Below are 18789 nucleotides of genomic sequence, written 5' to 3'. Positions count from 1 at the left end.
TGGAGCCACCTTTTGTTGGGTATTTACTTTTTTGGCTCTCAATCTAGAAAATGATAAATCTGAAAATTTAAACAATATTTATGCAACACTAGTGATCCAGAATTTATAAAGAAAAAACGCTTGATAGAAAGTATCAAGCGTCCTCCGAGTTTTCTAATTTATTTATTTGATCATCCGGAATATCTAAAATCATCATATCTGTTCCTATTTTTCGAATGTGCTGCCAGGGGACTCTTACCTCTGAACCTTGTTTCTTAAAACCAAACCATTTCAGTGAGGGAATAATGAGTGCGGTAATTTGGCCAGTTTCCTCATTAATTTCCAAATCTGTTTGTCCGAGAACTCCTAAACGTTCAGCTCTCTTTACATCTACAATTTCCTTTCCACTTAACTCGCTTAATCTCAAATGATCACCACCCTTTGTACTCATATATATCTGAAGCAACTAAAAAAAATGCCTGCATCATATGATACAGGCATAAAAATTGTATGAAAAGGGCTCATTTCGTTTTTGCTCAAGGCAAAGCAAAAGTGATTTCAACCACGAGTTCGTTATTTTATGATTAAGACTTCAATATGCATTTTGTTACAGCATCTTCAAGATTTCAATGAAGTTGGCATATTTCCGTCTGGACTAATTAAAGCAACAGAATAACGATCATTAAACAATTCATTTGCTAACTCATTGACTTTGAGGTCTGTGACTTGATTGATTTTATCAATAATCTCATCTAAAGTACGATGACGTTTAAGTAATAACTCATTTTTCCCGTTTCTGCTCATACGACTGTTTGTGCTCTCTAAGCTAAGCATTAAGTTTCCTTTCATTTGCTCCTTGCTGTTGGCCAGCTCCTTTTGGGTAATTCCATCACCTTTGAGTTTTGAAAGAGTTAATTGGATCGTTTCAAACAGATCGTCAAGCTGATTACTGCCAGTTCCGCCGTATATGGTTAGCATCCCATTATCAAGATAGGATGAATGATAAGAAAATACCGAATAAGCTAATCCTTTTTGTTCCCGGACATCTTGAAAAAGTCTGCTGCTCATGCTTCCGCCCAAAACATTGTTTAAAACTATCAGATTATACACATCATCATGGCCAACTTCTAACCCATTGTAGCCGATACAAAGATGGGCTTGCTCTGTATCCTTCTTTCGAGATAGCTTATTATCCTGAAATTCAGGCTTCACAAATTCAAGTTTTTTATGAGAAGTTTCATAGCTGCCAAAATACTTTTCAACTTCTGCAATAAATCCTTCTGAAACATTCCCTGCTACCGAAATCACTACATTATCTGGTGTGTAGGCTTGATCCATGTAGTCTCTTAACGAATCTCCGTTAAATGTTGCCAAAGTTTCTTCTGTACCAAGAATAGGATATCCCAATGAATGGTTCCCATAGGTGGCTTTACTTAAAATATCATGGACGATATCATCTGGTGTATCTTCATACATTTTAATTTCTTCGTACACTACATTTTTCTCTTTCTTTAATTCTTCTTCGTCAAATGTTGAGTGAAAAAACATATCTGACAGGACTTCCAATGCAAATGATGCATGTTCATCAAGCACTTTTGCATAATAGCAAGTATATTCCTTGGAAGTAAAAGCGTTTACTTGTCCTCCAATGCTATCAAATGATTCAGCAATTTCTCGTGCTGTTCGTGCCTTAGTTCCTTTAAAAAACATATGCTCGAGAAAATGTGAAATACCATTATTAGAAGGGTCCTCGTTTCTTGAACCGGTGCCAATCCAAACACCAATTGCAACAGATCTTACAGTTGGTATATTTTCAAGTATTATTCTTACTCCGTTTTGACAAGTATACTTTTTGATCAATGAAGTTCCTCCTAATCTTCACTTTGCACAAAATTAATGCTTTTCAGTATTATTCGAGCCTGAGATTCTCTCTTCATCTAATAATGAGGAGACAGATCCTAATGAATATCCTTTTTCTTTAATGGCAATGATAAGAGTTTCCAAACTGCTTGCAGTTGGAGCGGTTGGATGCATAAGAATCATTCCTCCATTGTGGACTTTTTTCATCACCCTGTCTACAAGTACGCTCGGCTGTGGTTTCTTCCAATCCACAGTATCCACACTCCACAGCAGCGTTTTCATCCCCATATCATCAGCGATGTCTACTACTTCTTGGCGAAAGCTGCCGCTTGGAGGTGCAAACCAATTCACATCGACACCAGTGGTTGCCTTAATTATCTCATTTGTATTCTTCAATTGTTTAATAATCTGCTCTCTTGTCAATTTGCTCATATCAGGATGAGAATAAGAATGATTCCCGATTAAATGTCCCGCGTCATGAATCATACGTGCCATATCTGGATTTTCCTTAACCCATCTTCCCTCTAAAAAAAATGTTGCCTTAACATGATGCTTGTTTAAAACGTCCAGCATATCCGGCAAATACTCATTTCCCCATGCAACATTTATTAAAAAAGAAACCATGGGTTTGTCTTCATGTCCGCGATAAATTGGCTGCGGGGGCAGATCTGATAAATGAATTTTAGGCGGCACTTGTTTATAAACTAATAAATCCTCTTCAAACTTCTTTTTATTCTTCATTTTTTTATAGGAGGCGCCTATATCAACAGTCAAACCATTATATCCTGGTATCGCTTTCCACACTCTATGTATTTGCGCATCTTGTGCTGGAACCTCATATGACTTCGCTTTTTCAGAAATCTCACTATATAAATCTGTTTCCATATTAGCTACCGCCATCGTTGTCCCTTTTAGGTCTTCTATATAACCGTGGGTATATGGATTTTTAATAGAACCTATGCTTATGGTTAAAATAACAAGAAATCCCAACGTTTGTATCCAAAACCTTCGCATCTATACTTCCCCCTTTTATTAAAAAATATGTCAAAAGGGGACAAGGTAGAACTTTATTAAATCGTTTACTTAAAGAGTTTCAGATCTTACGAAAGACTGTCTTTGCCTTTTTGAGAGGATTGGCTTTTGAACTCAGGCGTGCCAGCATTCGAAGCTAGACAACAACAACCCTTTACTTTAATTGACTTAAACTCTTTCTGAATTGACAACGAAAAGCTCAGGGGCACTAGTCCTTCGGCGACAATGATTCGGCGGGCCTGCTGGAAGGTTGTACCTTAACCTTCTCGGACGAATTGCTTATGACCTAAGGGGTGATATGGCGCCTGGCCGGCAAAGACGTCTCGGCCTTATGCCTGCTGGCACTAGGACGTCCTGTCCGCCAGCGCTGGATAACAAGGAAAAGTGGAAGCGCTTGTCTCAGTCTAGAGCGAGCTTCCAGGAAAGGGGCTCTTGGCGTTTTTGGGAGAAGTGGTATTGTAACTTCTTCAAAATCGGATTAGTTCTTAAGGAAAAACTGTAAAACCACTTAAAATTAATCCTTCGCCAATTTAAGCTTTTTTTACGAAAAAACAGAAAGAAGCCCGGTTTAAGATAACCTGGCTGCATTCTCCACTCTTACCACCTAAGAATTTTGTTCTTCCTTCTGCTTTTGCTCACGAAGAACAGCTTTTCGGGACAAGTTGACACGACCCTGCTTATCAATTTCAGTGACTTTTACAAGTATTTCATCACCTATTGAGACAACGTCTTCTACTTTACCTACCCGTTCCTCTGCTAACTCAGAAATATGAACCAGTCCATCTTTACCGCTAAATAGTTCAACAAATGCACCAAATTTTTCAATTCGTTTTACTTTTCCTAAATACATTTGCCCCGCTTCTACTTCCCGGACTAGATCTTCAATAATCTTTTTCGCTTTTTGGTTCATTTCCTCGTTAGTAGAAGAAATGAAAACCGTACCATCTTGCTCGATATCAATTTTAACGCCAGTTTCTTCTATGATTTTATTGATTTGTTTTCCACTTGGTCCAATTACATCTCTGATTTTATCAGGGTTGATGGTCATTGTTACTATTTTTGGAGCAAATGGGGATAGCTCTTTTTTAGGTTTAGCGATTGTAGAAAGCATGTGATTTAAGATTTCAATACGGCCTTTCTTTGCCTGCTGAAGTGCTTCCTCTAATATTTCCCTCGATAACCCCTCTATTTTAATATCCATTTGCAGTGCTGTTACACCATTTGCTGTTCCTGCTACTTTAAAGTCCATATCTCCAAGATGATCTTCCATTCCTTGGATATCTGTAAGGACAGAGTAATGTTCTCCCGCCTTTACCAATCCCATCGCAATTCCAGCAACTGGTGCTTTGATTGGTACACCAGCATCCATCATAGCTAATGTGCTTGCACAAATACTTGCTTGAGAGGTTGAACCATTAGATTCAAGCACTTCTGATACTAGACGGACTGTGTATGGAAAATCTTTTTCTGATGGAATGATTGGTTCTAATGCCCTCTCCCCTAAAGCTCCGTGACCGATTTCACGTCTTCCAGGTCCCCTCATTGGTCCCGTTTCACCCACGCTGAATTGCGGGAAATTGTAATGATGCATAAACCGTTTTGATTCTTCAATTCCCAGACCGTCAAGGATTTGTACATCTCCTAGGGCCCCTAAAGTACAAATACTTAATGCTTGGGTTTGGCCCCTTGTAAACAATCCTGATCCATGTGTTCTAGGTAATAACCCTGTCTCAGAAGAAAGGGGACGAATCTCATCAATTTTACGGCCATCAGGTCTTACTTTTTCTTCTGTTATTAATCGGCGAACTTCTTCTTTTACAAGCTTAGAAAGAATCTGTTTAACTTGCTTTAATTCATCTTCATCAGCTTCTTTCTCTTCATAGCCTGAAATGACTTTAGCTTTTACCTCTTCAATTGCAGCTTCTCGTGCATGCTTTTCTTGGACCTGAATAGCAGAAAGTAAATCTTTCTCAGCAGATTTTCTGATCTCTTGTTCAATATCTGCATTTAATTCATAAAGCTGGATCTCCATTTTATCTTTTCCAACCTTGGCTGCTATTTCTTCTTGGAATGAGATTAGTCTCTTAATTTCTTGGTGTCCAAACATGATCGCTTCTAACATTGTTTCTTCTGGTACTTCATCTGCCCTTGCTTCTACCATGTTAATTGCATCTTTTGTTCCGGCAACTGTTAAATGGATATCACTTTTTTCTAATTGCTCTAATGTAGGGTTAATGACAAATTCGTCATTTACCCGTCCGACAATCACACCTGCAATAGGTCCGTCAAATGGGATATCGGAAACACATAATGCAAGCGAAGACCCAAACATAGCTGCCATTTCAGAAGAACAGTTCTGATCAACACTCATCACGATACTGATAACTTGTACTTCGTTACGGAAGCCATCCGCAAATAAAGGACGGATTGGTCTGTCGATTAAACGGCTGGCGAGAATCGCTTTTTCGCTTGGCCTCCCCTCTCTTTTAATAAATCCTCCAGGAATTTTCCCGACTGCGTATAATCGTTCTTCATAGTTTACGGTTAACGGGAAAAAATCTAATGGTTTCGGTTCTTTTGATGCTGTTGCAGTACTTAATACGACTGTATCACCATAGCGAACAAGGACTGCCCCGTTTGCTTGCTTTGCTAATTGACCTATTTCCACAGTGAGCTGTCTGCCGGCCCAATCTACGGTAAAGATCTGTTTATCTTGTCCCATGTATGAACTCCTCTCTAAAAATGCATGAAAAACTATGTAATCCTATTATGAACTAAACATTTTTAACATATCAATCTTTATCATTTATGTGAATAGAAAATGAATAAACTTTTTATTTCCTGCTAAAATTAGGGCTATAATACGATAAAAAAGCGGGATTAATCCCGCTTTCTTTTTAAAAAATTATCGACGTAAGCCTAATTTGTTAATTAACTCACGGTAACGAGTAACATCTTTATTACGTAGGTAAGTTAGTAAGTTACGACGTTTACCAACCATTTTTAAAAGACCGCGACGAGAATGATGATCTTTCTTATGAGTACGTAAGTGCTCGTTTAAAGTGTTAATTTGTTCTGTAAGGACAGCAATTTGGACCTCTGGAGATCCTGTATCAGCCTCATGAGTTTTGTACTCGCTGATAATTTCATTTTTACGAGATTGTGTTAAGGCCATCCTGTTCACCTCCTAATAATAGTAAGCCCCAATTACCGAGCAAGCGTCGGTGATTCGCGTTGCCAAGCAATGGTTAAAAGCCACATCATTAAGAATACAATTTTTTACCTGAGAAAGCAAGGATCATTCATGTTTTTCTTAAAATAATCTTGAGCTGATTCTTTATCCCGCTTAATTTGTTGAATGAGCTCATCTACAGTATTAAACTTTTGCTCACTTCTTATACGTTTATACCAGGAAAGTTTTATATTTTTTTCGTAAATTTGATCATTAAAATCAAAAATATGAACTTCAACTGATGGCTTTTCCTGTTTACTTTTGTGAAATGTCGGCTTATATCCTACATTGCAAACACCATCATATTTTTCCCCATCAATCATGACCCTAACTGCATAAACGCCAGTTGGAGGCAGGAGGTATTGATCATTTGTTTCAATATTTGCTGTTGGAAAGCCAATCGTCCTTCCTCTTTTATCTCCATGGATTACTTCTCCATATAAAAAATGTGGCCGGCCTAATAATTCCCAAGCATAAGTGACGTCTCCGCTGCTAATCACTTTTCTGATCAATGTCGAACTAATTTTCCGGTCATGTTCTGTTAATTTAGTTACGATCGTTTGCGTGAATTTTTCCCTGGAGTGAAAAGGAAGTGATTCCATTGTTCCTTTTCCCATTTTCCCGTATGAAAAATCAAAACCGGCTACAACATGCTTTACGTTCAAGTTAATAAGATAGGAATCAACAAATTCCTGAGGCAGCAGTGAAGCAAATTCTTCAGTAAAATGAACTAAGTAAAGCAAATCTACTCCCATATCCTCAATTAGTTGGATTTTTTCCTCGATCGGCGTGATTAAGTCCACTTGCTTTCCTTGTTTTCGTAAAACGATTGAAGGGTGAGGATGAAAAGTCATAACAGCGGACAGCATGTTTTTTTCGTTTGCCAGTTTGACAGCTGTTTTAATAACCTTTTGATGACCTCTGTGGACTCCATCAAAATACCCTAGAGCCATTACAGATTCCGGACAAGTTGTATTCGAAAATTGATGAGGGTGTGAGAGTTCAATCGTTTTCAAGGCTTTTCTCCTTTTTCTTAACATTTCAATATTTAAGATTGCTGTATGACAAATATTTTTGCAGGTTTCATTAAGCCATCTTTTACTGGATGTTTTTTATACAAAGCAAGACAGCTTCCTTGTAAATTGTAAACAGCAAAAACTGCTTCTAAGTCTAATGATTTAAATTCATTTGGCAGTGGAAGCACTGCTCCATTCAATACTTTCTCTGCTAATGTATCATTTATGGTCATATTCGGCAAATCTTTTAAAGCTTGACTGATACTGATCATTTTTTCTTGTAATTGATTTCTCTCAAGTTCACTTAGAATTTGCTCAAAGGTTAAACAATCTTCTAATTTAAATGAACCTGATTCCGTTCTGATAAGATGAGACATATGAGCAGGATAACCAAGCTTTTCACCTATCATGACGGCAAGTGTACGTATATAAGTCCCTTTAGAACACCGTACTCTAAACTTGAATTTCAACAAACCTTTTTCTCGAATAATACTGCTTAGAAGATCAAGCTTATGAATTTGAATGATTCTTTTTGGTCGTTCCACTTCAATCCCTTGGCGGGCATATTCGTATAGCTTTTTTCCGTTAACTTTGATAGCAGAATACATTGGAGGTATCTGCTCAATGCTCCCTGTTAAACTTTCTAAGACAGATAAGATGTTTTTTTTATTTATTTCTTGGCTAACCTTTTTTTCTTCCACTATTTCCCCTGACGCATCCTCTGTTGTAGTTGAAAAGCCAATGGTTACTTCTGCCTCATACATTTTTGATTCAGATGTCAAATACTCCACAATTTTTGTTGCTCTGCCTACACAGATAGGAAGTACACCTGATACATCAGGATCTAAAGTACCTGTATGACCTATTTTTTTTGTTTTAAGTATTTTTCTCAATTTCGCTACACAATCATGAGAAGTCATTCCTTGAGGTTTATGTAAAAGCAGGACCCCTTCAAACATACGACTCACCCTTTACTAGTATACTTATGGAACAGCTCATTTCTAACAAATTACAGACTTTCATATTGTATGGTGTTTAATAACTTGAAATTTTCAGGCAGAAGGGTTTTCTGCATTTTCCACTGCCTAAAACCAATGGACAACTGCGGGAGTTAACCATAGCTATCTTCTTTGGTTCCATAGAATCTTGAGTGATAAATAGCATTGGGATTAAATAGGAGAAAAGGATAGACACATGTCTATCCTTTTCTAGAGTCATTCATTACTTTTATCGTTGTCTTGATTTATTTCATGAATAATGGTTTCAATTCGATTACCATAGTCAATGGATTCATCGAATTCAAAAACTAGTTCTGGTGTTTTTCTTAGACGAATTCGCTGTCCGATTTCGGAGCGAATAAACCCCTTAGCTTTTGCAAGGCCCTTAAGTGTATTTTCTCTTTGTTCTTCATTACCTAGGACTGAAATATATACTTTTGCAATTTGCAGGTCGCCGGTTACCCGTACATCTGTAACTGTGACAAAACCAATACGGGGATCCTTAATTTTTCGTCCGATAATTTCACTAAGCTCTTTTTTCATTTGTTCACCGATACGATTTGCTCTTAAGCTCATATAATCACCTCTGGTTAAAACCACTCAAAGGACGTAACAGTTCGTTCAATTTCTGGAAACGAATCAATAAGGGAAAGGGCGTTATTCAATTCCTTTTCAGTAAATACCCGATTGGATGTTATCGCTACAATCCCAAACTTCGTTCTCTGCCATGTGTCCTGATAATCTATTTCTGCTATCGAAACATTGAACTTTTGTTTTATCCTTGAACTAATTCGTTGAAGAACGGCTCTTTTGTCTTTTAATGAAGCTGCATCATAGATGAAACACTCACATTCGACATAACCGATCATTATTTCTTAATTTCCTCCATGACATAGGCCTCTACTACATCGCCTTCTTTAATATCATTGAAGTTTTTAATTGTAATTCCACATTCATAACCTTGAGCAACTTCTTTTACATCATCCTTGTAACGTTTCAACGTATCGATTTCACCTTCAAATACGACAATTCCGTCGCGAATTAGCCTGATTCCACTATTACGTGTAATATTTCCATCTGTTACATAGCAACCCGCAATCGTCCCGACTTTAGATACTTTAAACGTTTGGCGGACTTCTACTTGACCGATTACCTTTTCTTCAAATTCAGGATCAAGCATACCTTTCATTGCCGCTTCGATTTCTTCAATGACTTTATAAATAATCCGGTGAAGGCGGATATCGACATTCTCCACTTCAGCTGTCCGTTTTGCACCAGCATCAGGCCTTACATTAAAACCAATGACTATTCCATTAGATGCAGAAGCTAACATAACATCGTATTCATTGATAGCACCTACACCAGTATGGATGATTTTGACTTTAACACCTTCAACATCTATTTTTTGCAAGGAAGAAGCAAGCGCCTCAACAGAACCTTGAACATCAGCTTTCACAATCAAGTTAATATCTTTGACATCACCTTGTTTGATTTTTTCAAACAAGTCATCAAGACTCATTTTTGATTTTTCACTGCGCTGTTCTTGTAATTGTTTTTGAGCACGGGCTTCCCCTACTTGCCGAGCCTTTTTCTCATCCTCAAACACCATGAACTGATCCCCAGCCTGAGGCACATCGCTTAATCCGGTTATTTCAACTGGTGTCGATGGTCCCGCTACCTTCACTCGGCGGCCCAGATCATTAACCATTGCTCTGACACGGCCAAATGTATTACCAACAACAATCGGATCTCCAACGTTTAAAGTACCATTTTGGACGAGCAAGGTTGCAACAGAGCCTCTTCCTTTGTCAAGCTGTGCTTCAATAACTGTACCTGTAGCACGTCTTACTGGGTTTGCTTTGTATTCTTCAACTTCGCTGACAAGCAGGATCATTTCAAGCAGCTCATCAATTCCATCACCATTTAGAGCGGATACTGGTACAAAGATAGTATCCCCGCCCCAAGCTTCTGGAACAAGACCATGTTCTGTCAATTCCTGCATAACACGGTCCGGATTTGCTGCTTCTTTGTCCATTTTGTTAACTGCAACAATAATCGGAACCTCAGCAGCTTTTGCATGGTTGATTGCTTCGATTGTTTGCGGCATCACGCCATCATCAGCTGCCACGACAAGAATTGTAATATCTGTTACTTGTGCACCGCGAGCACGCATTGTTGTAAACGCAGCATGTCCTGGAGTATCAAGAAAGGTGATTTTCTTTTCGTTTTCTACAACTTGATATGCTCCAATATGCTGGGTAATACCGCCAGCTTCTCCTTCCGTTACTTTCGTATGACGGATAGAATCAAGCAATGTTGTTTTACCATGGTCAACATGACCCATGATGGTCACAACAGGAGGACGGATTTGAAGTTCACCTTCTGTATCCTCAATTTCGTATTTTTCAAATTCTGTTTCCTCAAAAACGATTTCCTCTTCAACGTCTACACCATATTCAGAAGCGATCAATTCAATCGTGTCTTTTTCAAGCTCTTGGTTAATTGTAGCCATTACTCCTAAAAGCATTAATTTTTTAATGATTTCTGAAGGTTCTTTTCCAAGCTTTCCAGCTAGCTCACCTACAGTTAAGCTGCCAACAAAAGTAATTTTGCTTGGTAACTCTTTTTTAGGCATTTCTTTTTGCGGCTGAAAATTCCCTTTTTTATTTTGTTGTTTGTTTTTCTTGTTGTTTTGATTCTTTTTATTTTTATTAAAATTTTGGGAGTTTTGTTTCTTCCCGCCTCCCCCATTATTTTGAGGAGCCTTTTTCATTGCGGGTTTTGCCGCCCCACCATTTTGCGTGTTCGTTTGAACATTTTTCACTTTTGATTTTGGCTTTTCAGTCTGTTTTGGCTGCTCTTTTGTGTTATCATCACTTTTACTATTTTTATTAAATTTACCGTCCAATTTTTGTAAAACATCAGCTTCGATCATAGACATGTGGTTTGCTACTTCCACATTCATTCCTTGTAAAGCCGCAATAATATCTTTACTTGAAACGTTATGTTTTTTGGCGTATTCATAAACTCTTATTTTTGCCATACGTTCACCCCCAAATGAATTAATCGAGCAAGTCTTTCATTTTTGATGCAAATCCTGATTCCATTACCGCAACAACAACTCGAGCATCTTTACCAATTGCCTGGCCAAGCTCGTATCGGTCTGATACTATCCGGTATGGAATTTTATAGTAACGGCATTTATCCGTTATTTTTTTTCGTGTATTATCAGATGCATCTTCTGCAAGTAAAACAAGTTTAGCACGAGAATTTCGAACCTCTCTAATAACTAGTTCTTCTCCAGAAATGATTTTTCGAGCTCGATTTGCTAAACCTAATAGAGACAACCATTGCTTGTTCACCAAATTATTGTTTCTCCTTTTTGGCTAACTCTAACAATTCTTGATATATTTCATCATTAATGTCTGCTTTTAAATGGTTAGCTAAGATGTTTTTCTTTCTAGCGAGCTGAATACTTTCCTCATTTAAAGTTAAGTATGCTCCTCTGCCATTTTTCCTGCCGGTAAGATCGACAGATACCTCTCCTTCTTTAGAACGGACTATGCGGACAAGCTCTTTCTTATGTTTCATTTCCCCGGTAGCCACACATTTTCTAAGCGGTACTTTTTTGCGATTAGTCACCTGCTTTCACCTCTTACTCTTCTAGTTCAGATGAATCGGCTTCAAGTTCCAAGTCAGCTTCGTCAATGTTTTGTTCTGCGCCCCGAGGGAAGATCCCCAGCTTTTTTGCATCTGTTTCACTCTTAATATCAATCTTCCAACCAGTCAGCTTTGCAGCAAGGCGTGCGTTTTGACCTTTTTTTCCGATCGCTAATGAAAGCTGGTAATCTGGCACTATAACAGTCGTACCTTGATCTTCCTCTTCCACAATGACATCAACGACTTTTGATGGGCTTAGCGCATTTGCTACAAACTCAAATGGGTCATTCGACCAACGGACAATATCAATTTTTTCGCCTTTTAATTCATTAACTATCGCTTGGACCCGTTGCCCTTTTGGTCCAACACAAGATCCTACAGGATCTACCTCTGCATTATCGGAATGTACAGAAATCTTAGAGCGGTCGCCTGCTTCCCTGGCAACGGACTTAATTTCGACCGTTCCATCAAAAATTTCCGGCACTTCAATTTCAAACAATCGTTTTAATAAGCCAGGATGTGTTCTAGAAACAAAAATTTGTGGACCCTTTGTTGTTTTTTCAACTTTTGTAAGAAATACTTTTATTCGGTCATGAGGCTTGTACCTTTCGTTTGGCATTTGTTCGCCAACTGGAAGTAGCGCCTCGATTTTACCTAAGCTTACATAGATAAATTTAGAATCGATTCGTTGGACAATACCTGTCATGATATCCTCTTCACGGTCAATAAATTCAGAATAGATAACTCCTCTTTCTGCTTCTCGAACACGTTGTGTCACAACTTGTTTGGCGGTTTGTGCTGCAATCCGTCCAAAATCTTTCGGAGTAACTTCAATCTCAACTACGTCCCCGCTTAGATAATTTGGGTTGATTTGACGTGCTTCTTCTACAGAAAGCTCAAGCCGCGGATCAAATACTTCATCCACAACATCTTTTCTTGCAAAAACCTTCATAGTTCCAGTTTCCCGATTTAAATCTATGCGAACATTTTGAGCCTGGTTGAAATTACGTTTATAGGCAGAAATTAAAGCAGCTTCTATTGCTTCAATAATCACATCTTTGCTAATGCCTTTTTCTCTCTCAAGAACAGTCAAGGCATCTAATAGTTCACTACTCATTTTTGTGTTATCCCCCTTAAACTTGGCAATAAAGTAAAATTGGTTCAATCAAAATCATGAACGAAAAGCTTAGGGCAGCACCTATACCAGCGAGCACAAGTCAAGCCTCATGAAAGGGCTGCTTTTACCTTTTTGGGAGGCTTGGCTTGTTGCCTTTTGAATCGTGATAGACGCTGGAGCTATACAGCGAGAACTTACCTTCATTCGTTAAAATTCTATTAACAGTAACATACTGATCCAAAAGAAAAGTATGAAATACGTTTAGTTAAATGTAACGGCTAAACGTGCATTAGCTATTTTTTCATAAGGGATCATCACTTGTTTTGTTCTGGTTTTAATTTTCCTGGCAACAATAACCGTTTTGCCGTCAAAATCAATTAATTGCCCTTCGAAAACTTTTTCACCATCAATCGGCTCATATGTTTTAATATATACCTGTTTACCGATCGACTTGTTGAAATCAGCTTCTTTCTTCAATGGCCGCTCCGCTCCAGGAGAAGACACTTCTAGAAAGTAGTTGTGAGGAATCGGATCAACCTCATCTAGTTTCTCACTTAATCGTTCACTTACTGTGCCGCATTCTTCAATATCAACACCATCTGCTGAATCAATGAACACGCGAAGAAACCAGTTTTTTCCTTCCTTAACATATTCGATATCGACTAGTTCAAGTTGAAGGTCATCTACAATGGGTTGAACAAATTCTTCGACAACTTCTGTGACTTTTTTGCTCATTTTTTTCCTCCTTATGCCTTTAAGAAAATCGCCAGTGCGTTTTTCTAGAAGTGAGAGGTTAGAGGTGGGATTTAAAGAAATCAGCGAAAGAGCTGATTTCTTTAAATGATTAACCACCCCATTCTCTTTAGTGCTTAAGTAAACTTAAACTTGCTGAATGAAACTGCAAGAATACGTTAAAGTTGTTTAAAAAGGGGCTGACTCTTGCAGTACCGGCGCTAGTACTAATACTACTTTCAGGGTGGCTTTCAAAAGTAGTAATAGAGATGCCAGGCACATTGCTTTTAGAGTCAGCCTCGTTTCAATCACACTATCCGAATCATGAGACAAAAATTTCCGTTATCAACACGAAAGAGTGGGTTTCCCCACTCTTTGCCTCCTGCATACCACTAGCATTTCCAATAAAACTATAACATAACCAAATTTTATATGCAAATATTCTGGAGGTGGGAGGTCTGAGGTCGGGATGGAAGAAATCGGCGAGTGAGCCGATTTCTCATTAGAGTTCATATCAAACCTGTAGACATGCTAATATTTGAGACAATAGCTTCGATGAAACTTTACCAAAAAAAGCAATCGGGGATCTCCCGATTGCTTCAAGTCACACCTCTAGTCGGCGAGTGAGCTATTTTCTTTAAACACATACCACCTGTTTTCTTACCAATTGCCTTGATCAAAACAATGACAATTGATTTTGCTCTGGCAAAGCTTCAAGGCAGCCATGGGTATCCAAGTATTCCAGTATCGTTTTTGAAACTCTGCCTCTTTGCTGCAAATCCTCTTTAGAAAGGAATTCCCCGTCTTCTCTAGCCTTAACAATATTTAATGCAGCGTTTGTTCCGAGTCCCGGAATGGAATTGAAAGGCGGAATCAATTTATCTCCCTCAATAATGAACTCCGCTGCACTTGATTTGTAAAGATCAACTTTTTGGAATCCATATCCGCGCTCACACATTTCAAGTGAAAGCTCGAGTACAGTTAACAGGTTTTTTTCCTTTGGACTTGCGTCTAAGCCTTTTGCATTGATTTCTTCTATTTTGGCACGAATGGCTGTAGATCCTTTTACCATTGAATCAATGTCAAAATCATCTGCTCTAACTGTAAAGTAAGCTGCATAATAAAGAAGAGCATGATGGACCTTAAAATACGCAATTCTTACAGCCATCAATACATAAGCAGCAGCGTGGGCTTTTGGGAACATGTATTTGATCTTCAGGCAGGAGTCAATATACCAATCAGGTACATTGTTTTTAATCATTTCTTCCTCCATTTCATCAGTCAGTCCCTTACCTTTACGAACAGATTCCATAATTTTAAAGGCAAAGGATGGCTCAAGTCCTTGATAGATGAGATAGACCATTATATCATCACGACATCCAATAACCTCGCTCAGTGTACACGTATTGTTGTGAATCAATTCTTGGGCATTTCCTAGCCAAACGTCCGTACCGTGAGACAACCCTGAAATTTGGACCAGCTCTGAAAAGGTTGTTGGTTTAGTATCTTCTAACATTTGCCGTACAAACCGTGTCCCGAATTCCGGGATGCCTAATGTTCCTGTTTTACACATAATTTGCTCTTCAGTTACTCCCAATGACTCTGTACCGCTAAATATTTTCATAACTTCAGGGTCATCTGTCGGGATTGTCTTCGGGTCAATCCCGCTTAAATCTTGAAGCATTCGGATAACAGTCGGATCATCATGTCCAAGAATATCAAGCTTTAATAAATTGTCATGAATAGAGTGAAAATCAAAGTGGGTTGTACGCCATTCCGCCCCTGTTGCATCAGCAGGAAATTGTATAGGTGAAAAATCAAAAATATCCATATAATCAGGAACAACGATAATTCCGCCTGGATGCTGACCTGTTGTTCTCTTTACTCCAGTACAGCCTTGAACCAAACGATCTATTTCTGCCCCTCTATAATGAAGATTATGATCATTCGCATACCCTTTCACATAGCCGTAAGCTGTTTTTTCAGCAACAGTTCCAATTGTACCTGCACGATACACATTGTCTTCTCCAAACAATACTTTTGTAAAGTTATGAGCCTTTGGCTGATATTCACCCGAAAAATTCAAGTCAATATCAGGCACCTTATCTCCTTTAAATCCTAAGAAAGTTTCAAACGGGATATCGTGGCCGTCTTTTCGATAACTGACGTCGCAATTAGGGCAATCTTTATCAGGTAAGTCGAACCCTGAGCCAACTGAACCATCATTAAAAAATTCTGATTGTTTGCATTCAGGACATACATAATGAGGAGGCAAAGGGTTAACTTCTGTGATTTCCGTCATAGTTGCAACAAATGAAGAACCGACAGATCCACGTGAACCAACGAGGTACCCATCATCCAGAGATTTTTTTACAAGCTTATGAGAAATTAAATAGATAACCGCGAATCCGTGACCTATTATACTTTTTAATTCTTTTTCAAGTCTTGCTTCAACAATCTCAGGGAGGGAATCTCCATAAATCCTTCTCGCCATGGAATAGCTCATTTCTCGCATTTCTTCATCTGCACCTTCAATTTTTGGTGTGAACAGATCATCTTTAATTGGTTTCACTTCACCTATCAGTTCTGCTATTTTTTGAGTGTTTTCTACGACAATTTCCTTTGCCTTTTCTTCACCAAGAAATTGAAAGCAATCAAGCATTTCATTTGTAGTCCGAAAGTGAACTTTTGGAAGTTCATGACGATTTAATGGATTAGCTCCACCTTGTGAGCCAATCAGGATTTTACGATAAATCTTATCTTCTTCATTTAAGTAGTGAACATTTCCGGTGGCAACAACTGGTTTATTCAGTTTTTCACCTAGCTTCACAATATTTGAAATAATCTCCTTTAATGCCTTGTCATCACGTACCAATTCTAGCTGCAATAAATGACGATAGACCTCTGGAGGCTGAACCTCTAAATAGTCATAGAAAGACGCAATGTCCTCCACCTCTTCTGGAGATTTTTGCATCATTCCTTCAAAAACCTCACCCTTATCACATGCAGAACCAATTAACAAACCTTCTCGATATTTTTGCAGCAAAGATCTTGGAATTCGAGGCACTCTATAAAAATAAGATATATGAGACATAGATATGAGCTTAAACAAATTTTTTAAGCCTTTCTCATCTTTTGCAAGAAGTGTGATATGATAAGGTCTTGATCGTTGATAGCTATTAGATTGTCCCATATTATCATTTAATTGGTCATGGTAAGCGATCCCTTTTTCAGCAGCATCCTTTAACATTTTCAGCAATAAATAACCTGTTGCTTCTGCATCATAAATGGCACGGTGGTGCTGAGTAAGCTCGATATCGAACTTTTTACACAAAGTATTTAATCGATGATTTTTAAACTCGGGGTATAAGAAACGCCCTAACTCAAGAGTATCGATGACAGGGTTGGAAGCTTTATCGGCTCTAAGCAGCTTTTTGTAACCGACATTTAAAAAGCCCATATCAAAGCTTGCATTATGTGCAACGAGAACAGCATCATCTGTCCATTCCTTAAAATCTTTAAGTACATCCACAACATCAGGCGCATTTCTTACCATGTCGTCTGTAATACCTGTTAATTCGATCGTTGTTGCGGATAATGGGTGATGAGGATTAGCAAACGCTTCAAAGCGGTCAACAATCTCACCGTTTTGAATTTTTACTGCAGCAAGTTCAATAATTGTGTCATATACAGCAGAAAGACCAGTGGTTTCTACGTCAAACACTACAAAAGTGTCATCATCTAATAGGCGATGCTTCTCATTGTATGCGATCGGCACCCCGTCATCGACTAGATTTGCCTCTACACCGTATATCATTTTAATTCCGTTTTTCTTTCCTGCAGCATAGGCTTCTGGAAAGGACTGAGCTACAGCATGATCTGTCAAAGCAATAGCAGAGTGTCCCCATTTACTAGCTTGTTCCACAAGTCTGCTTATAGATGTCACAGCATCCATCTGACTCATTGGTGAATGAAGGTGTAATTCTACCCGTTTTTCTCCTTCAGGTGCGAGATCTTGCCGTATTTTAGGCTTCATTTCATTAATATCATTCGCAATCATAACAAGGTCACGGACAAAGGTATCATTTTGAATGCTTCCTCTAGCTTTTACCCACATACCCTTTTTGATGTTCTGCATTAGCGCTGCATCATCTTTTTCTCTAGCAAACATTTTGATTAACAAAGAATTAGTATAGTCTGTGATTTTAAAAGTAATGAGTGTTCTTCCACTCTTTAACTCTCTTGTTTCAGCATCAAACACATATCCTTGAACGACTATTCTGCGTTCTTCATCCATAATGGAATCAAGTGTTCGAACCTCTTCCCCCTCTTTAATCGTGTACCCGATCGTAATTGGCCCAGAAGAAATCGTTTGATCTTGGGATTCTTTTTCTTTCTTCTGCATTTCTGTCACAGCTATTCTAGCCTTTTCTTGATCTTCTTGCAGTTTTTGCTCCCTGAATCTTGTCATTTCTTCCTCTGTAATCGAAACCTCTGTGTCGATTTGAAAAGAAGGAAAACCATATTGATGAAAGCTTTCTTGAATGATGCTTGCGTATTTTTTCTTAATTGCAAGAGCTTCTGTATCAGTTTTCGTCTTTAATAGCAATTTGACCCCGTTTAATGCAGGTTTTTGTTCATTCAGCAAAGCCAGAATTGGCGGAGATATCCCCTGCAGCTCTTGAATAGAAAAACTCCAGTAATCTTGTACGGCCTCTTCTGAAAAATGTTGATCTTTCACTTGAATTGAAAATGTAACAGAAGCAATATGGGAAAAAGCTTTTTTTAAATTCGTATGAAAAGCTTGGTAAATTTCGTATGGCAAAATCCGCTCAAACAAAAATTGAAAATGCCAGTTTTGTGTTTTTTTATGAACAGTTAGTTTTGCAATAGCTCCATTCTTAAAAAAAGGAACCATCACATCATCTGTCAAGTCTATTTGCTGCAAAAGTACTTGGAAACGTTCTTTCTGCTGAGGTGAAATCTCTTGCATCTTTCACTATTCCCCTCTCTTATTTCATGGCTGTTTTCTTAAACTTTGCTTTGGTCTCCGCATCTTTCATTACACCCAAAAAACATTCTCTCTCATAGCAATGAAATGTAAGATATGAGCTTAGAGGAATTTTAATTGAGAAATCGGCTCATTCGCTGATTTCCTCAAAT

Annotated in this window: 15 protein-coding genes; all 15 read right to left on the bottom strand. The window is 38.3% G+C overall.

Annotation, left to right across the window (positions count from 1 at the left end; genetic code table 11):
* Positions 1 to 133: 133 nt before the first annotated feature.
* Positions 134 to 406, bottom strand: a complete 273-nt coding sequence (locus IC621_RS07475; protein WP_191157270.1) for a YlmC/YmxH family sporulation protein — start codon at positions 404 to 406, stop codon at positions 134 to 136.
* 191 nt (positions 407 to 597) lie between these two features.
* Positions 598 to 1839 carry a M16 family metallopeptidase gene (locus tag IC621_RS07470; protein WP_191157268.1) on the bottom strand — a complete coding sequence of 414 codons (1242 nt, stop codon included), beginning with the start codon at positions 1837 to 1839 and terminating at the stop codon, positions 598 to 600.
* A 33-nt stretch (positions 1840 to 1872) separates the two neighbouring features.
* Positions 1873 to 2853 carry a polysaccharide deacetylase family protein gene (locus IC621_RS07465; protein WP_191157266.1) on the bottom strand — a complete coding sequence of 327 codons (981 nt, stop codon included), beginning with the start codon at positions 2851 to 2853 and terminating at the stop codon, positions 1873 to 1875.
* 622 nt (positions 2854 to 3475) lie between these two features.
* Positions 3476 to 5593, bottom strand: coding sequence for a polyribonucleotide nucleotidyltransferase (gene pnp, locus IC621_RS07460; RefSeq protein WP_191157264.1), 2118 nt, complete (start codon positions 5591 to 5593; stop codon positions 3476 to 3478).
* A 183-nt stretch (positions 5594 to 5776) separates the two neighbouring features.
* Complete coding sequence (gene rpsO / locus IC621_RS07455) at positions 5777 to 6046, bottom strand: 30S ribosomal protein S15 (RefSeq protein WP_191157262.1); 270 nt, start codon at positions 6044 to 6046, stop codon at positions 5777 to 5779.
* A 104-nt stretch (positions 6047 to 6150) separates the two neighbouring features.
* On the bottom strand, positions 6151 to 7119 hold the full coding sequence (gene ribF / locus IC621_RS07450; RefSeq protein ID WP_224752373.1) for a bifunctional riboflavin kinase/FAD synthetase: 969 nt from the start codon (positions 7117 to 7119) through the stop codon (positions 6151 to 6153).
* A 32-nt stretch (positions 7120 to 7151) separates the two neighbouring features.
* Complete coding sequence (truB, locus tag IC621_RS07445) at positions 7152 to 8078, bottom strand: tRNA pseudouridine(55) synthase TruB (protein ID WP_191157259.1); 927 nt, start codon at positions 8076 to 8078, stop codon at positions 7152 to 7154.
* Positions 8079 to 8333: 255 nt separating this feature from the next.
* Entirely contained in the window at positions 8334 to 8693 is a 360-nt protein-coding gene (rbfA, locus tag IC621_RS07440; RefSeq protein ID WP_191157257.1) for a 30S ribosome-binding factor RbfA, read from the bottom strand.
* A 14-nt stretch (positions 8694 to 8707) separates the two neighbouring features.
* On the bottom strand, positions 8708 to 8986 hold the full coding sequence (locus tag IC621_RS07435; RefSeq protein ID WP_191157255.1) for a DUF503 domain-containing protein: 279 nt from the start codon (positions 8984 to 8986) through the stop codon (positions 8708 to 8710).
* Positions 8986 to 11160 carry a translation initiation factor IF-2 gene (gene infB / locus IC621_RS07430; RefSeq protein WP_191157253.1) on the bottom strand — a complete coding sequence of 725 codons (2175 nt, stop codon included), beginning with the start codon at positions 11158 to 11160 and terminating at the stop codon, positions 8986 to 8988. The genes IC621_RS07435 and infB overlap by 1 nt, the downstream gene beginning before the upstream one ends.
* Positions 11161 to 11179: 19 nt before the next feature.
* Positions 11180 to 11482 (bottom strand): YlxQ family RNA-binding protein, encoded by a 303-nt coding sequence (locus tag IC621_RS07425; protein WP_191157251.1) that lies wholly within the window; start codon positions 11480 to 11482, stop codon positions 11180 to 11182.
* Position 11483: 1 nt separating this feature from the next.
* The gene (gene rnpM / locus IC621_RS07420) at positions 11484 to 11759 is read right to left on the bottom strand and encodes an RNase P modulator RnpM (RefSeq protein WP_191157249.1); all 276 of its coding nucleotides are present in this window, start codon (positions 11757 to 11759) and stop codon (positions 11484 to 11486) included.
* 13 nt (positions 11760 to 11772) lie between these two features.
* Positions 11773 to 12894, bottom strand: a complete 1122-nt coding sequence (nusA, locus tag IC621_RS07415; RefSeq protein ID WP_191157247.1) for a transcription termination factor NusA — start codon at positions 12892 to 12894, stop codon at positions 11773 to 11775.
* Between the two features lie 261 nt (positions 12895 to 13155).
* On the bottom strand, positions 13156 to 13629 hold the full coding sequence (gene rimP, locus IC621_RS07410) for a ribosome maturation factor RimP (RefSeq protein ID WP_191157245.1): 474 nt from the start codon (positions 13627 to 13629) through the stop codon (positions 13156 to 13158).
* A gap of 673 nt (positions 13630 to 14302) precedes the next feature.
* Positions 14303 to 18619, bottom strand: coding sequence for a PolC-type DNA polymerase III (locus IC621_RS07405; RefSeq protein ID WP_191157243.1), 4317 nt, complete (start codon positions 18617 to 18619; stop codon positions 14303 to 14305).
* Between the last annotated feature and the right edge of the window lie 170 nt (positions 18620 to 18789).

Origin of the sequence: Metabacillus arenae (assembly GCF_014773385.1) — a bacterium.
Lineage (GTDB): Bacteria > Bacillota > Bacilli > Bacillales > Bacillaceae > Metabacillus_D > Metabacillus_D arenae.
Note: the sequence above shows the minus strand (reverse complement) of the source record. Positions and strands in the feature narration are given on the sequence as shown.

Excerpts from the sequence above, each read along its gene's own strand:
- IC621_RS07405 (WP_191157243.1), bottom strand. The coding sequence starts at position 18,619 with ATGCAAGAGATTTCACCTCAGCAGAAAGAACGTTTCCAAGTACTTTTG.
- rimP (WP_191157245.1), bottom strand. The coding sequence starts at position 13,629 with ATGAGCAAAAAAGTCACAGAAGTTGTCGAAGAATTTGTTCAACCCATT.
- rbfA (WP_191157257.1), bottom strand. The coding sequence starts at position 8,693 with ATGAGCTTAAGAGCAAATCGTATCGGTGAACAAATGAAAAAAGAGCTT.
- rpsO (WP_191157262.1), bottom strand. The coding sequence starts at position 6,046 with ATGGCCTTAACACAATCTCGTAAAAATGAAATTATCAGCGAGTACAAA.
- nusA (WP_191157247.1), bottom strand. The coding sequence starts at position 12,894 with ATGAGTAGTGAACTATTAGATGCCTTGACTGTTCTTGAGAGAGAAAAA.
- infB (WP_191157253.1), bottom strand. The coding sequence starts at position 11,160 with ATGGCAAAAATAAGAGTTTATGAATACGCCAAAAAACATAACGTTTCA.
- truB (WP_191157259.1), bottom strand. The coding sequence starts at position 8,078 with ATGTTTGAAGGGGTCCTGCTTTTACATAAACCTCAAGGAATGACTTCT.
- pnp (WP_191157264.1), bottom strand. The coding sequence starts at position 5,593 with ATGGGACAAGATAAACAGATCTTTACCGTAGATTGGGCCGGCAGACAG.
- IC621_RS07465 (WP_191157266.1), bottom strand. The coding sequence starts at position 2,853 with ATGCGAAGGTTTTGGATACAAACGTTGGGATTTCTTGTTATTTTAACC.
- IC621_RS07435 (WP_191157255.1), bottom strand. The coding sequence starts at position 8,986 with ATGATCGGTTATGTCGAATGTGAGTGTTTCATCTATGATGCAGCTTCA.